Annotated in this window: 12 protein-coding genes; 8 read left to right on the top strand and 4 right to left on the bottom strand. The window is 71.0% G+C overall.

All coding sequences use genetic code 11. The annotated features are described in order from the left end of the window. Positions 1 to 93 precede the first annotated feature (93 nt). Positions 94 to 1320, bottom strand: a complete 1227-nt coding sequence (locus tag ASG51_RS06660; RefSeq protein WP_056355373.1) for a phosphatase domain-containing protein — start codon at positions 1318 to 1320, stop codon at positions 94 to 96. A 208-nt stretch (positions 1321 to 1528) separates the two neighbouring features. Here ASG51_RS06660 and gntA point away from each other — a divergent pair, with 208 nt between their 5' ends. The 4 genes from gntA (at position 1529) to ASG51_RS06640 (ending at position 4341) form a co-directional block, all read left to right on the top strand. Then, positions 1529 to 2227, top strand: coding sequence for a guanitoxin biosynthesis heme-dependent pre-guanitoxin N-hydroxylase GntA (gene gntA, locus ASG51_RS06655; RefSeq protein WP_056379838.1), 699 nt, complete (start codon positions 1529 to 1531; stop codon positions 2225 to 2227). Beyond that, positions 2217 to 2840: an urea carboxylase-associated family protein gene (locus ASG51_RS06650; protein WP_244476400.1), complete on the top strand. Its 624-nt coding sequence runs from the start codon at positions 2217 to 2219 to the stop codon at positions 2838 to 2840. The genes gntA and ASG51_RS06650 overlap by 11 nt, the downstream gene beginning before the upstream one ends. Positions 2841 to 2935: 95 nt before the next feature. Next, entirely contained in the window at positions 2936 to 3709 is a 774-nt protein-coding gene (gene rnhA / locus ASG51_RS06645) for a ribonuclease HI (RefSeq protein WP_056379837.1), read from the top strand. Next, the gene (locus tag ASG51_RS06640; RefSeq protein WP_056213130.1) at positions 3706 to 4341 is read left to right on the top strand and encodes a DNA-3-methyladenine glycosylase; all 636 of its coding nucleotides are present in this window, start codon (positions 3706 to 3708) and stop codon (positions 4339 to 4341) included. The genes rnhA and ASG51_RS06640 overlap by 4 nt, the downstream gene beginning before the upstream one ends. Here ASG51_RS06640 and ASG51_RS06635 read toward each other — a convergent pair. Further along, a complete protein-coding gene (locus ASG51_RS06635) occupies positions 4307 to 5998 on the bottom strand; it encodes a methyl-accepting chemotaxis protein (RefSeq protein ID WP_056379835.1) in 1692 nt (563 codons plus the stop codon). The two genes, ASG51_RS06640 and ASG51_RS06635, sit on opposite strands and share 35 nt — an antisense overlap. 443 nt (positions 5999 to 6441) lie before the next feature. Here ASG51_RS06635 and ASG51_RS06630 point away from each other — a divergent pair, with 443 nt between their 5' ends. Both ASG51_RS06630 and ASG51_RS06625 read left to right on the top strand, forming a co-directional pair. Beyond that, positions 6442 to 6660 (top strand): hypothetical protein, encoded by a 219-nt coding sequence (locus tag ASG51_RS06630; protein WP_156389600.1) that lies wholly within the window; start codon positions 6442 to 6444, stop codon positions 6658 to 6660. Between the two features lie 357 nt (positions 6661 to 7017). Then, on the top strand, positions 7018 to 9153 hold the full coding sequence (locus tag ASG51_RS06625; RefSeq protein ID WP_082513905.1) for a carbohydrate porin: 2136 nt from the start codon (positions 7018 to 7020) through the stop codon (positions 9151 to 9153). Between the two features lie 22 nt (positions 9154 to 9175). Here the strand turns inward: ASG51_RS06625 and ASG51_RS06620 are convergent, their stop codons facing one another. Further along, positions 9176 to 9469: a hypothetical protein gene (locus ASG51_RS06620; protein ID WP_156389599.1), complete on the bottom strand. Its 294-nt coding sequence runs from the start codon at positions 9467 to 9469 to the stop codon at positions 9176 to 9178. A gap of 130 nt (positions 9470 to 9599) precedes the next feature. After that, positions 9600 to 10229: a recombinase family protein gene (locus ASG51_RS06615; RefSeq protein WP_056379832.1), complete on the bottom strand. Its 630-nt coding sequence runs from the start codon at positions 10227 to 10229 to the stop codon at positions 9600 to 9602. 998 nt (positions 10230 to 11227) lie between these two features. Between ASG51_RS06615 and ASG51_RS06610 the strand changes: the two genes are divergently transcribed. Together ASG51_RS06610 and ASG51_RS06605 are read left to right on the top strand one after the other, a co-directional pair. Further along, positions 11228 to 14161, top strand: coding sequence for a monovalent cation/H+ antiporter subunit A (locus tag ASG51_RS06610; RefSeq protein WP_056379830.1), 2934 nt, complete (start codon positions 11228 to 11230; stop codon positions 14159 to 14161). Continuing rightward, on the top strand, positions 14161 to 14529 hold the full coding sequence (locus ASG51_RS06605; RefSeq protein WP_056379827.1) for a Na+/H+ antiporter subunit C: 369 nt from the start codon (positions 14161 to 14163) through the stop codon (positions 14527 to 14529). The genes ASG51_RS06610 and ASG51_RS06605 overlap by 1 nt, the downstream gene beginning before the upstream one ends. Positions 14530 to 14571 lie beyond the last annotated feature (42 nt).

The raw sequence follows: 14571 nt of genomic DNA, 5'->3' as shown, positions 1-14571 counted from the left end.
TGCCCACCTCGACGGCAGAGCCCTGCGCAGGGCGGCGAGAGGTTTCCCGGAGACCGGCCCGGATCGGCGCGAGCCGGCACTCCGATGGCGGGTTCAGGCCGGCGGATCGGACCGGCCGGGCTCGACGATGACGTTGGGCGGCGTCGGCCCGGCCCCGCCCAGGATCTTGCGCAGGCCGCGGGCGCGGGTGCGGCCGGCGCGACGGCGGGTTTCCGGCACGGTCCCGTGTTCCCGCGCCACATCGGCCACGTCCGCGTGGGCGATCAGGCCGTGCTCGGCGGCATGCTCGGCCATGGCGAGGCTGTCGGCGGCCAGAACCAGGCTGCTGCCGGCCGCCTCCACCGCCTCGGCGAGCTTGGCGATCTCTTCCAGCCGGCCCGCATCCCGCGAGACGTTGCGGATATAGACCGCGGCCACCCGGCCGGGATAGGCCGCGACGATGCCCGCGTAGACCTCGGGATCGTGCTGGCCGCTGTCGCCGATGAGCACGAAGGGCAGGTCGTGGTAGAGCGTCAGCATGTGGTCGATGAGGTGGCGCTTGTGATCCTCGGCCCGGCGCGGCAGCGGGCTCGTCCAGGACAGACCCCATTCGCGCAAGAAGAGCACCGGCCCGACCGGGATCCGGTGCATGACGAAGAATTCGCTGAGCATGTCGTAGATGCCCCACGGCGCCCGGGAGACGTAGAGCATGGGATTGCCCTCCGCCCCGCACGGCCCGGCATAGAGCGCCCGGTACAGGGCGGCGGCCCCCGGGAAGGCGACCCGGTTCTCGGCATCCTCCACGAACAGCCGCCAGAGCATCTTGACCTTGTTGGCCACGCCCGTGTGCATGATCGTGTCGTCGATGTCGCTGATCACCACCCGCCGGCAATCGACCGAGGGGATGAACACCTGCGCCTTCGCCCGCACGGGCTCGGGGCCGGCCAGATCGAGCTCCAGGCTGTGCCAGGAGGCCTGCGGCGGCGCGGGCAGGTTCGGGCGCAGGTGGACGCGGAAGTAGCCGTCCCGGTCGGTGACGACCTGCTCCTCGCAACCGAAGAAGCGCGCGGTGAGCGCGGCACCCGCCACCGTGCGGCGGGTGATGCGGCGCCGGATGTCGCGCAGCTCGGCGGCCCAGCCCTCGTCCGGCGCGTCGGCCGCCCGGCTCGACTGCCGAAAGACCCGGCCGATGAGGAAGACCTCGTCGCGGGAGCCGTAGCCCCGATAAGTTTCCACCACCGTCCCGGCGCGGCCTTGAGACCGTCGAACCGGCTTGGCCAGCAGGCGCAACGCCCGCAGGGTGCCTTTCGCGAACCGGGCAGCCCCCTGTCGGCCGGTCATGGTTGCGTCGTCATCGTCGTGGGGCCCCGTCTCGACATCGTCGGTTCAATGCCCGGCGCCGGCAAAGGTTCGCCGCGGGGCATCGCCGCCGTCGCCGGGAGGGCTGTGGAGCATGCGTGCCATGCCGTCGCGCGAACGGAACTCGGCCATGTCCCTCCGGTTCACCCCATGCACCCTGCGTTCCGGGTGATGTCAGCGTCGAGTCTCCATGCATCTCCCCACCGACGACAGCGGCCATCCCCTGGCCGTGGAGTTCCAGGATTTCATCCGAAGCCAGCCCTTCCCCTGCGTCGGCGCGAAATCGGCCCTGTCGAAGGGCCAGATGAAGATCGTCGTGGCGCGCAGCATCGCCTCGAGCTGGGACGATCCCCGGCTCTATCCCGCGCTTCTCGCCTTCATCTGCCGCTACCGGGCCAAGCCCGACCTGTTCCAGAGCTTCGCCGTGATCTTCGAAGGTCCGACGGACCTCGGCGAGGAGGCCTTCGAGGGCCACCTCTGGGACCGCGTGCAGTCCCTGTCGGACAAGGACGCGTTCCTCGGCCAGCGCTACGACACCCGCGTCGATGCCGATCCGAACGACCCGCACTTCTCCCTCTCCTTCGGCGGCGAGGCGTTCTTCGTGGTCGGCATGCATCCCGGCGCCAGCCGGCCGGCCCGGCGCTTCCCGCATCCGGTCCTGGTGTTCAACCTGCGCGCCCAGTTCGAGCAGCTGCGCGCCGAGGGGCGCTACGAGAAGCTGCGCAGCGCGATCCTCTCGCGCGACGAGGCGCTGGCCGGCTCGATCAACCCGATGCTCGCCCGGCATGGCGACGCCTCGGAGGCGCGCCAGTACAGCGGTCGCGCCGTCGACGCCGACTGGGTCTGCCCGTTCCGCGGCCGCGACGCGGAGGCCCGCGATGCCGCCTGAGCCCCGCCCGCACCCATCGACCATGCACGAGATCGCGCCGCGCTCCGGCGTCGCCTTCACCCTCGACAAGGGCGAACGCCTCACCGTGATCGACCCGCAGGGCGAGCAGGTGGCCGACCTCCTCGCCTTCGTCCGCGGCGACCTCGACGAGGTGATCTCCTCGGGCCGGACACTCGACTATGCCAGCCGGATCTACCTCACCACCGGCGACCCGATCTATTCCAACCGCTCGAATGTGCTCCTGCGCATCGTCGCGGACACGGTGGGCCGCCACGACTTCCTGCTGACCCCGTGCTCGGCCGACACCTTCCGGATCATCTACGGCGACACCCACCCGCACCGGGGCTGCTTCGGCAATCTCGCGGCGGCGCTGGCGCCCTACGGCGTCGTGCCGGACCGGATCCCGGTGGCCTTCAACGTGTTCATGAACGTCACCGTCGATGGCGGCACGGGCGACTTGAAGGTCGAGCCGCCCCTGAGCCGGGCGGGCGACCACGTCACCTTCGAGGCGGAATGCGACCTCGTGATCGGGCTCACCGCCTGTTCGGCCCTGCAATCGAACAACAACAGCTTCAAGCCGATCCGCTACCGCATCGACCCGGCCCGCCTCTGAAGCGGGTGCCCGACGGGGCCGCGCCCGTGCTATGGGCGGCGCCCGGCGCCCCCTCTCCCGGGGGGCCCCGTCGTGAACAGGTCGAAGCGAGTCCCATGCGAACCATCGTCTATGCCGACGGCGGATGCGATCCCAATCCCGGCCCCGGTGGCTGGGGCGTCGTCATCGAGGCCGAGAACGGCCGCATCGAGCTCTGCGGCGGCGATCGGGCCACCACCAACAACCGCATGGAGCTGACCGCGGCGATCAACGCCCTGCGTCACTTCCCCGAGGGCGCGCAGATCGAGATGCGCTGCGACAGCCAGTACGTCATCAAGTCGGTGACCGAGTGGATGCGCGGCTGGAAGGCCAAGGGCTGGCGCACCGCCACCGGCCCGGTGAAGAACGTCGAGCTGATGCAGGAGCTCGATGGCCTGGCGGCCCGCCGCGACGTGCGCTGGACCTGGGTCCGGGGCCATGCGGGCGAGGCCGGCAACGAACGCGCAGACCGGCTCGCGGCGCAGGGCCGGCGCGAGGCCCTCGGCCTGCCGCTGCGCCCGGAGAGCGGACCGGCACCGCTCACCGGAACGGCCGCCCTGCGCGCGGCGGTTGCCCCAGCTGTCTCACAGGCGGTCTCGCAGGCAGCCTTGGCCACGGCGCCCGCCGCGTCCGAGCCCGCCCCGGCGCGCACGAGCGCGATCCCCCTCGATCTCGGCCTCGGCTTGGAGGTCTCGCGCGCCGCGAAAGCCTCCGGCCTGACGCCGCAGGCCTACGTGGAACGGGCGGTGCGGCTCGCCCTCGACCTCGGCCCCGAGGGGCTGGAGCGGGCCCGCGCCGACCTGCGCGGCGCCAAGGCTGCCAACGCGGGCAAGGGCGTCTCCACCCCTTGAGTCCAGCGGGCGATCCCCTCGGCGCACGCCTCCCGGCCGGCTTCTTCGCCCGCCCGGCGGCGGACGTGGCCGCGTCCCTCATCGGCTGCGACCTGCGGGTGGACGGGATCGGCGGGATGGTCGTCGAGACGGAGGCCTATGACCGGAGCGACCCGGCCTCGCACAGCGTCAACGGCCCGACCCGGCGCAATGCCAGCATGTTCGGGCCGCCGGGGCACGCCTACGTCTACCGCTCCTACGGCCTGCACTGGTGCCTGAACCTCGTCTGCGAGCCGGGCAGCGCGGTCCTGATCCGGGCGCTGGAGCCCCGCCACGGGCTCGACGCGATGGCGGCGCGGCGGGGGCTGTCCGATCCGCGCCTGTTCTGCGCCGGGCCCGGCCGCCTCTGCCAGGCGCTGGCCGTCAGCCTCGCGATGGACGGCCTGGCCCTCGACGCGCCCCCCTTCGCGCTGGCCGCCCCCGAGACGGCGCCGGCCTGGATCGCGGATCGCCGGATCGGCATCTCCCGCGCGGTGGAGACGCCCTGGCGCTTCCTGCTCGCCGGCTCGCGGGCCGTGAGCCGGCCGCCCTCGCGCCACGCGACGCCGGGCGGCCCCCTCACGCCGCCCGGACCGTCTCCAGGAAGCGCGTGACCTGCACGGTCAGGTGCTCCGACTGGGCGGTCAGGTCGGAGGCCGAGACGAGCACCTGACGGGCGGCGGCGCCGGTCTCCTCGGCCGCGTGGGCGACGCCCGAGATGTTCTCGGTGACCTCGCTGGTGCCGCTGGCGGCCTGGCCAACGTTGCGCACGATCTCCTGGGTCGCCGACCCCTGCTCCTCCACCGCCGCCGCGATCGAGGTCGTCACCTGGCTGATCTCGCCGATCCGGCCGCTGATGGTGCGGATGGCCCCGACCGCCTGCTCCGTCGAGGCTTGGATGCGGCCGATCTGCTCCTCGATCTCGTGGGTCGCCCGCGTGGTCTGGTTGGCGAGTTCCTTGACCTCGGCGGCGACCACCGCGAAGCCGCGCCCCGCCTCGCCAGCCCGCGCCGCCTCGATCGTCGCGTTCAGCGCCAGCAGGTTGGTCTGGCCCGCGATGGTGGTGATCAGCGCGACGACGTCGCCGATCCGCGCGGCGGCGCTGCTGAGGTCCTGGACGAGCCCGGCGGTCTGGGCCGCCTCCTCCACCGCCCGCAGGGCGAGGTTGGCCGAGCCGTCGACCTGGCGGCCGATCTCCTGCACCGACGAACCGAGCTCCTCGGCTGCGGCCGCCACGGTGTTGACGTTGGAGGCCGCCTCCTCGGCGGCGGCCGCCACCGTCACCGATTGATCGGTGGTCCGGGCCGCGTTGGTGCTCATCGCCGCGGCGGTCTCCTGCAGCGCGCCGGCCGAGGCCGACACCGTGGCGATGATCGAGCCGACCGCCACCTCGAAGCCGTCGGCGAGCTCATGCATGGTGCGCTGGCGCTCGGCCGCCGCCGCCGCATCGGCGATCTGCCGGCGCTCGGCCTCCTCCGAGGCCTTGCGGGCGACCAGGGAACGGATCTCCTCCACCGCGCGGCCCACGGCGCCGACCTCGTCGCGCCGGTCGCGCCCGAGGATCACCGCGTCGCTGTCCCCCCGCGCCATCCGGCGCAGGGCCTCAACCAGCTGGCCGATCGGACGGGTGATACCGAACACGGCGACGAGCCCGGCCGCGAAGAGGCCCGCGAGCAGGCCGAGGCCGCCGAGGAGCAGGGTGTTGGTCCGGGTCCGGTCCGTCATCGCCGCGAGATCGCGGGCGCCCGCGTCGACGAAGGTCCGGATGTCCCGGCCGAGGGCGCTTCCCTCCGACACCATCGCGTCGAAGGTCGGGTCGACGGTCTGGTGCAGCAGGACGAGGGCCTCCGTCTTCAGGCCGCTGCTCGCCAGGGTGCGCGCCTCGGAGCTGTCGGCCATGAAGCGGTTGACCTTCTGTTTCAGACCGTCGATGCGCGGCGCGAAGCTGGGAGCGGCATCCCGCAGTTCCGCCAGCACCTTGTTCAGGCGCTCGCTCGCCTCGTCGAATCCCTTGTCGGTCTTCTGCATCTCGTCGGGGCTGCCCTCGGCGATGTTGCGGAAGTTGAAGTAGCTCATCGTGAAGACCAGCCGGTTGACCGTCCGCAGGTCGGCGATCGCCTTCGTGTCATGGGAGACGAAGCGGCTGTAGGCCTCGTCGATCTGCGTCATCTGGGTGGTGGCGTACCAGAGGCAGCCACTGACGATGACCCCGATCAGACTGACCACCGCGATCAGTTTGGTGATGATGCTGAAGCGCGCGAGCAAAGCCACGAGATATCTCCGGACCGGTATCGGTGCCAGAGCTAGCAGCGGGAAACTTAAGGCACCGCTAAAGCATCGTGACTGCTCATCGTTTGCGCTGGATTACGAAGTTATTGAATTATATTTACTTTCCGGATCGTATCTGAACGTCTCCGATTACGGACTTGATCCGGGCCTTATCCGAACCGGACCGGTGGCAATACCTCGACGAACGCGGGCCGCCGGGGGCGGTGGCCGGATCGGAGCGCGGACACAGGCCCGAAAAAACCCGCCTCGGCGTGAGCCGGGCGGGGATGAGGTCTTCGAGCTTGGGTCGTGGGTGCAACGGCCGGCCGGCGCTATGGTTCCGGTCCGCGCCGTCTGAACCCGGGGGCGAAGGTCCGCGTTTCCCGCCCAAGGCCCGCCCGTCAGGCGAGCCGGACGCGTTGCGCGCCATCCGCCAGGGAATGACCATGCCCGTCACCGACGACCGAAAGTCCCAGTACCGCGCCGAGCGCGATCGTCTGATGGCGGAACTCGCCGCACGCGGGCAGGAGGCGCATACGGAGGAGCGCCAGTTCGAGGACGGGTACGCCCTGCGCGACATGGACGAGAGCACCCGGGAAGGCCTCCGCCTGCGCATCGGTGAATTGACGGCGCTCATCGAGAAGATCGAGACCGGCACCGCCTGACGGAGAGTGGATCGGCCGCCGCGACCGAAAAAGAAGCCCGCAGGGGCGATGCCCTGCGGGCCGAGACGGTCCGAAACCTTGGAGACGCCCAGGCTAGACCGCAGCCCCGGTGCCTGACATCCCCCAAATGGAGGGTGCCGAGCCGGTCATCCGATCTTCGCAGAAAACGGCTAAGGGATCGTCCCGACGGGCCGCGCTCCGGACGGTCGATCGCAGGGACGCGAGATCCCGCGCGGATCACCCCTGCGCTGTTTGCGCAACAGTGGCCCTTATCCCGTCCCGGCTTGGATTAAACCATATTGTCATAGTTATAGCACCGTCTATACCCCGTCCTCGGACAAACGGCGCGGGGGCGGTATGACGAGAGCGGATCGCTATGGACGCGGCGGCCCTGACCGCGCGGGAGCCGCCGGCCTCGCCCTGCTCACCCTGACGGCCGCTTCCGGCGTCCACGCCGCCGATCTCGGCGCGCCACGCCCCCTGGCCACGGCACCGGCCTTCGTCGACTGGTCGGGCCCCTATCTCGGAATCGAGGGCAGCGCCGGCAATTCCTACGGTGCCTACACCTTTCGCGACACCACGGTCGGCGGTCGCCCGGTCCGTCCGTTCAAGACGGGCGACGCCACCGGTCGGTCCGACCTCGGCCGCGACGCCACCACCGCCGTCGGCGGCCTGTTCGGCGGCTACAACTGGCAGACCGGCCCCTGGCTGTACGGGATCGAGGCCGATGTCGCGGGCGCGAACCTGAAGCGGCCGGTGCTCCTGCCCACCCCCGGCTTCGTCGGCGACGGCGATCCGGGCCTCGGCCTGATCCGCGCCAAGACCGACGTCTACGGCACCCTGCGCGGGCGCTTCGGCTACGCCTTCGAGCGGTCGCTGGTCTATGCGAGCTTCGGGCTCGCCGGCGCCAATGCCCGCATCCTGGCGAGCTATCCCGACCCCGGCACCGGCCGCGTCACCACCGCGCGGCGCGACCTCTCCTCGCTCGGCTTCACCCTGGGAGCCGGCGTGCAGTTCGCCGTGACCGAGAGCCTCGCCCTCGGGATCGACTACCGCTATCTCGACCTCGGCGGCAGCGGCCGTTTCGATCTCGGCGCCGTCCCGGGCCTCGGCCCGGTGGCGACGCGGCAGGATTCCTTCACCTCGCACCAGATGATGGCGCGCCTGTCCTGGCATCCGAGCGGCTTCGTGCTGCCGCCGGAGGTCGACGACGCCGCGCCGCACGATCCCGGCGACGGCTCCGGCGATCGGTTCTCGCTCCACGGCCAGACCACCTTCATCGCCCAGGGCGTGCCAGGCTTCCGCGCGCCCTATACCGGTCCGGCGAGCCTGATCGGCCATCAGGTCCAGTCGACCACCACCGCCACCGCCTTCCTGGGGCTCAAGCTCTTCGAAGGCACGGAACTCTACTACAATCCGGAATTCTCCCAGGGCTTCGGCCTGAGCCGGACCCTGGGCGTGGCCGGCTTCGTCAACGGCGAGGCGCAGAAGGCGGGCGCGCCGTTCCCGAAGCTGCGCTCCAACCGCTACTTCGTGCGCCAGACCTTCGGCCTCGGCGGCGAAACCGAGGACGTGCCGGACGGCCCGAACCAGGTCGCCACCCGGCGCGACATCGAGCGGATCACCGTGGTGGCGGGCAAGTTCGCCCTCGGCGACTACTTCGACGGCAACGTCTACGCCCACGACCCGCGGGTGGACTTCATGAACTGGGGCATCTGGGCCTCCGGCGCCTACGATTTCCCCGCCAACCTCCCCGGCTTCACCCAGGGCGTGATGGTCGAGTACAACCGCGCGGCGTTCGCGATCCGGGCCGCCTACACCCAGGTGCCCAAGGAGCCCTCCAGCGACGTCCTCGACCCGCGCGTCTTCCGCCGGGCCGGCACCACCATCGAGTTCGAGGAGCGCCATGTGCTGCCGGTCCTCGATCAGCCCGGCAAGCTGCGCCTCGGGTTCTTCACCAATGTGGGCAACTCGGCCGACTTCCGGGAGGTGGTGTCGCTGACCCAGGCCGGGCTCTTCGGCGACATCAACGATGCGGCCGCCGCCACGCGGGCCGCGCGGCGCAAGACCGGCTTCTACCTGAATCTCGAGCAAGCGGTGACGGCGGACCTCGGCGTCTTCGCCCGGTTCAGCGCCAATGACGGCCGCACCGAGAGCCTGTCCTTCACCGACATCGACCGGTCGGTGTCCGGCGGCGTGTCCCTCAAGGGCACCGCCTGGGGCCGGCCCGGCGACACGGTGGGCCTCGGCACCTCGATGAACGCGATCTCGCCGAGCCATCGCGCCTTCTTCGCCAATGGGGGCGTCGGCCTCCTCATCGGCGACGGCCGGCTCAACTATGCCCCCGAGCGCGCGGTGGAGGCCTACTACGCCTTCGCCCTGAACAGGACCCTGACCCTGTCGGTCAATTACCAGCACGTGGAGAACCCGGCCTACAACCGGGACCGCGGGCCGGCGGACTTCTTCGGCACCCGCATCCACGCGGATTTCTGACCCCCGGGGCGTCGGTCCGGCGTCAGGAGCGCGGCCGCTCCGGCTGGTCGCAGCGATAGGCCCGCCCGTTGACCGACGCGACCGGCACGAACCGGCCGCCCGCCGCCCGGCATTCGGCGACATGCGCGTCCATGGCCCACTTGTCGGCGAGGGCGAGGCTGAGCGGGACGACCGTGACCACCAGCAGCAGCGCGACCACGGCACAGACCGCCCAGCCGACCCCGCGGGGCGGCGGCTCCGGCGGATGGTAGCGCTCCGGCGGCAGCGGCGCGAGGAACGCCAGCGTGGTGAGCCCGAGGAGAGTGGCGGCGCCCATGGTCATCCCGCATCGGTCAGGCGCCCCAGACTAAGCCGATGCGGGCGCCCGGGGGAGGCGACCATACGAAGCAGCGCCCCCGGCCGAGCCCAGGGCTTCCGCCGGCCCAGACCTCCCGTCGGCCCGAGCCTCAGGCCCAGCGCGCCAGGGCCGCCTCCGCTTCCGCGGCGTTGTCGCGGATACGGTAGACGGTCTGCCGGCTGAGGCCGGTCGCGACGGCGATCGCCGAGATCCCCCGCCCCTCGACGAGGGCGGAGCGCACCGCCTCGTACTGCGCCCGGCTGAAGCTCGGCTTGCGTCCGCGATAGACGTCGCTGCGCGCCCGCGCCTGGGCGATGCCGGCCTTCTGCGCCTCTCGCATGGCCTCCGCCTGGGCCTGGGCCGTCGCCGCCATGAAACCGATGAGGGCATCGCGCACGGCCTGCTGCATCGGATCCGCCGTGGCGCCGTCGAAGGTCAGCCGGTGGATGACCGTGCGCACCACGACGCCCCGGCGCATCATCTCCCGCAGGGTGTCGCAGACGTCGGCGTAGTTGCGGCCGAGGCGGTCGACCCAGCGCACCACCAGGACGTCGCCCCGCCGCAGCAGGTCGAACAGCCGGCGCCCCTGCGGCCGCTCGCGCAGGCAGGTGCTCAGGCCCGACACGCCGTCATCCGCCACGACCTCGTCGACGACGAAGCCCACGGCGGCAGCCTGCGCCTCCTGATGGGCGATGGTCTGGTCTCCGGTCGAGACCCGGGCATACAGAATGGTCTTCATCGATCACGGCCGCACTCGGACATTCGGGCCCGCAGGACGACGCCCGTGCGTTGCCGTGTCAATCCATTCGACGGCGCAGGGACGAAGGTGCGGCGGCGTGATGCGGGGGTGGTTCGGCACCCTGGGGCTGCGTCCGTCGCCCCGCCCCGGCGCTACGGAGTACGGCTCTCAGCCGCCGTCACCGCGGATCCCGTTCAGCACGCGGTCGAGGTCCCGCTGGCGTTCGGTGCGGACGTCCGGATCGGCCGTTGAAGCGTCCCCGCGGCACCGTCTGGCCGGTGGGCAGGGTGCCGCGCGACCGACGCCGGATGCGCGCGTCGCTTCGGCGAAAGTCGGCGTCCAGGGCATCCTTGGCCCGAGACTTACGGCACCTTTGTCCAAGATGTATTCATGATGCATCGAGACGGGGCGACCACTCATCTCAGGTCCCACCGTTTAATCCTGTCTTCTACGTGCCTGGCCGCACGTCATGGCTGAGATCGAGGCCCCATATTGGGTTCAGACAGATGAAGCGAACCAAGAAAACCAGTTCGCACTGTATAGGAGCCCGATAGCCACAATGAAGACCCGTATCGCCGCCCTCGCCGCCGCCCTCGTCCTCGGCGTTGCTCCGATCTCGTCCGCCANCCGCTGCTGATCGGACACCCCAACCCGACCGGACACCCCGAGGAGACCCCCATGCTGCTGAAAGGCTTCTCCTACGCCATGATCGCCGCCTTCGCCGGTGGACTCGTCTTCACCCTCGTCGGCTCGGCCCAGACCTTCCTCAACCTCTGAGCCGTTCCCGACCGACCAGATCTCACACCGACCCGCCCGGCCTCCGCCGTGGCGGGTCGCGTCGTGGGTTCGGGAAGCTCCCGCCGGGCGGCGCTCGCCACCCGGTCTCCCGGAGGCTATAGCCGTGTGGCGTGCGTCGGCGCGTCCCCGCTCGCGGAGGGGCGCCTCCGGCCGATCGCGAGGCTGCCCGTGTCCGCCCGTTCCTCTCATCGCCCGAGCTGATGCCGCCTCAACTTCTCCTTGCCATCGCGGCGATCCTTCCTTTTCTCGGCAGCGCGGCCGTGATCAGCCTGCCCGGACATGCGCGCAATGCCGCCGCGATCCTGGCCGGGTCGACCCTGGTGGCGTGCCTCGCCTGCATCGGGGTTCTCTACCCAATGGTGTCCGCGCCCGGCGGCAGCCTGGTCTGGGCGGTGGACTGGCTTCCGACGCTCGGCGTCCAGTTCGTCCTGCGGCTCGATGGCCTGGCCTGGCTGTTCGCAGTCCTCGTGCTCGGGATCGGCGCGCTCGTCGTCCTGTACGCGCGCTATTACATGGCCGCCGAAGATCCGGTCCCGCGCCTGTTCAGCTATCTCCTCGCTTTCGTCGGCGCGATGCTGGGGATCGTGCTCTCGGGCAACCTGATCCAGCTGGTCGTGTTCTGGGAACTGACGAGCATCGTGTCCTTCCTGCTGATCGGCTACTGGACCGACAATGCGTCCGCCCGCGACGGGGCCCGGATGGCCCTCACCATCACGGCGGGCGGCGGTCTCTGCCTGTTCGTCGGCATGGTGCTGATCGGACAGATCGTCGGGAGCTACGACCTGGCGGTGGTCCTGGCCTCGGGTGACACGATCCGCTCCAGCCCGCTCTACCTCCCGGCCCTGGTGCTCGTGCTCGCGGGTGCCCTCACCAAGTCGGCGCAGTTCCCCTTCCATATCTGGCTGCCGCGCGCGATGGCGGCACCGACGCCGATCAGCGCGTACCTGCATTCCGCCACCATGGTGAAGGCCGGCATCTTCCTGATGATCCGGTTCTGGCCCGTGCTGGCCGGCACCGAGACCTGGTACTGGATCGTCGGCACCGCCGGCATGGCGACGATGCTGGTGGGCGCCTGGAGCGCGATCTTCCAGCACGACCTCAAGGGCCTGCTCGCCTACTCCACGATCAGCCATCTCGGGCTGATCACCCTCCTGCTCGGTCTCGACTCGCCCCTCGCCGTCGTGGCGGCGATCTTCCACACCGTGAACCACGCGACCTTCAAGGCCTCGCTCTTCATGGCGGCTGGGATCATCGACCACGAGACGGGCACGCGGGACATGCGCCGCCTCAGCGGGCTGTGGCGGGCGATGCCCTACACGGCGACGCTGGCGATGGTGGCCGCCGCCGCGATGGCGGGCGTGCCCCTCCTCAACGGCTTCCTCTCGAAGGAGATGTTCCTGGCCGAGGCGGTCGACAATGCGGGCGAGCACGGGCTGAACCTCGCCCTGCCGATCCTGGCGACGCTCGCGAGCGCCTTCACCATGCTCTACTCGGTGCGCTTCATCCGCCAGACCTTCTTCGGGCCCGCCCCCCACGACCTGCCGCAGGTGCCCCATGAGCCGGTCCGCTGGATGCGCATCCCGATCGAACTGCTCGTCCTGGTCTGCATCGCGATCGGCCTCGTGCCGAATCTCACCATCGGGCCCGCCCTCGCGGGCGCGGTCCGGTCGGTCCTCGGGGCGCGGACGCCGGACTACGACCTCGCGATCTGGCACGGCTTCAACGCGCCGCTGGCCCTGAGCGTCGTGGCGCTGGTAGGGGGCGTCGCGCTCTACGGCGTGTTCGGGCGGCGGATCAACGCCAATCCCCGCGGCGGCCCCTGGCTGATGGACCGGCTCGACGGCGGCCGGCTGTTCGAACGGGCGATGACCGGGCTCGTGACCGGTGCCCGCCGGTTGGAGGGGCACCTGGGCAGCGAGCGCCTCCAGGTGCAATTGCGCATCCTCTTCCTGACCGTGCTCCTGGCCGCCATGCTGGCCGGAGCCGTGCGGGGGCTCGACCTCTTCGCACCGGGACGCGCCACGACGTTCGACCCCGCCTTCGCCCTGATGTGGCTGGTCGGTGCGGCCTGCGCCGTGGGGGCGGCCGAACGGGCGAAGTATCATCGCCTCTCGGCCGCCATCTTCGTCGGCGGAGCCGGACTCGTCAGCAGCCTGACCTTCCTCTGGCTCTCGGCGCCCGACCTCGCGGTCACGCAGATCCTGGTGGAGATCGTCACCACGGTGATGCTGCTGCTGGGCTTGCGCTGGCTGCCCAAGCGCGACGCCGCGATTCCGGCTCCGGCCTCCGAGGCGGCGCGGGCCCGGCGGCGGCGCATCGTCGACCTCTGCATCGCGGCCTTCGCGGGCCTCGGCCTCGCCGGCCTGGCCTACGCGGTGATGACCCGGCCGGCGGTCGACGGTATCGCGCGCTGGTTCGTCGAGGAGGCCTACCCGCAGGCGGGCGGGCGCAACGTGGTCAACGTCCTGCTGGTCGATTTCCGTGCGTTCGACACCCTGGGCGAGATCTGCGTGCTCGGCATCGTCGGGCTCACGGTGTTCGCGCTGCTGCGCCGCTTCCGCCCGGCCTCGGACAGCCTCGGACGTCCCAAGCAGCAGGTCAGCCACGATGCCTACGACGCGGCACGGGCCGGCCGCAGCCCCGGCGACACCGCCGCCGATGCCCTGCTGGTTCCCCGCGTGGTGATGACGTGGCTGTTCCCCTTCATCGTCCTTCTCGCCCTGCACCTGTTCCTGCGGGGACACGACCTGCCCGGCGGGGGCTTCGCGGGCGGCATCGCGCTGACCATCGCCTTCGTGCTGCAATACATGGCCCAGGGGGCCGAGTGGGTGGAGGAGCGCCTGCGCATCCGGCCGATCGCCTGGATCGGCGTCGGCCTGCTGGTCGCCGTCCTGGCGGGCGCGGGATCCTGGCTGTTCGGGCGCCCGTTCCTCACCGCCTCCTTCGCCTACTGGGAGCCGCCGCTGCTCGGAAAGGTGCCGGTCGCGAGCGCACTGGTGTTCGATCTCGGGATCATGGTCCTGGTGGTGGGCGCGAGCGCGCTGATGCTCGTCGCCCTGGCGCACCAGTCCGTGCGCCGGACGCGGGCGGCCGAAGCCGAGGCGGAGCGCGCCGCCGAGAGGGAGCCGGCCTGATGGAACTCGTCCTGTCGCTGGGCATCGGCGTCTTCGCCGCCTCGGGCATCTGGCTGATGCTGCGCCCGCGCACCTTCCAGGTCGCCCTCGGCATCTCGCTGCTGAGCTACGCCGTGAACCTCTTCATCTTCGCCATGGGCCGTCTGACGGTCGGGGCGCCGCCGGTGCTCGGGGCCGGCGCCGAGGTGGTCTCCGTCGACGATCCGGTCCCGCAGGCCCTGGTCCTCACCGCCCTGGTGATCGGCTTCGCGCTGACGGCGCTCTTCCTCGTCGTCCTGCTGGCCGCCCGCGGCATCACCGGCAGCGATCACGTGGATGGCCGCGAGCCTGGCCAGGGCGAACCGCAGCCCGGGAATCCGCACCCATGAGACGCTTCCTCAGCGTGACGCCCTTCCCCGGCCGGACGCGCT

This window comes from Methylobacterium sp. Leaf465, from assembly GCF_001424705.1.
In the GTDB taxonomy this organism is placed as follows: domain Bacteria; phylum Pseudomonadota; class Alphaproteobacteria; order Rhizobiales; family Beijerinckiaceae; genus Methylobacterium.
The sequence above is the reverse complement of the archived record's forward strand: the minus strand, read 5'-3'. Positions and strand labels throughout refer to the sequence as shown.

Bases quoted from the DNA above. Each gene is read 5' to 3' on its own strand.
- ASG51_RS06660 (WP_056355373.1), bottom strand. From the start codon at position 1,320: ATGACCGGCCGACAGGGGGCTGCCCGGTTCGCGAAAGGCACCCTGCGG.
- gntA (WP_056379838.1), top strand. From the start codon at position 1,529: ATGCATCTCCCCACCGACGACAGCGGCCATCCCCTGGCCGTGGAGTTC.
- ASG51_RS06650 (WP_244476400.1), top strand. From the start codon at position 2,217: ATGCCGCCTGAGCCCCGCCCGCACCCATCGACCATGCACGAGATCGCG.
- rnhA (WP_056379837.1), top strand. From the start codon at position 2,936: ATGCGAACCATCGTCTATGCCGACGGCGGATGCGATCCCAATCCCGGC.
- ASG51_RS06630 (WP_156389600.1), top strand. From the start codon at position 6,442: ATGCCCGTCACCGACGACCGAAAGTCCCAGTACCGCGCCGAGCGCGAT.
- ASG51_RS06625 (WP_082513905.1), top strand. From the start codon at position 7,018: ATGACGAGAGCGGATCGCTATGGACGCGGCGGCCCTGACCGCGCGGGA.
- ASG51_RS06620 (WP_156389599.1), bottom strand. From the start codon at position 9,469: ATGGGCGCCGCCACTCTCCTCGGGCTCACCACGCTGGCGTTCCTCGCG.
- ASG51_RS06615 (WP_056379832.1), bottom strand. From the start codon at position 10,229: ATGAAGACCATTCTGTATGCCCGGGTCTCGACCGGAGACCAGACCATC.
- ASG51_RS06610 (WP_056379830.1), top strand. From the start codon at position 11,228: ATGCCGCCTCAACTTCTCCTTGCCATCGCGGCGATCCTTCCTTTTCTC.
- ASG51_RS06605 (WP_056379827.1), top strand. From the start codon at position 14,161: ATGGAACTCGTCCTGTCGCTGGGCATCGGCGTCTTCGCCGCCTCGGGC.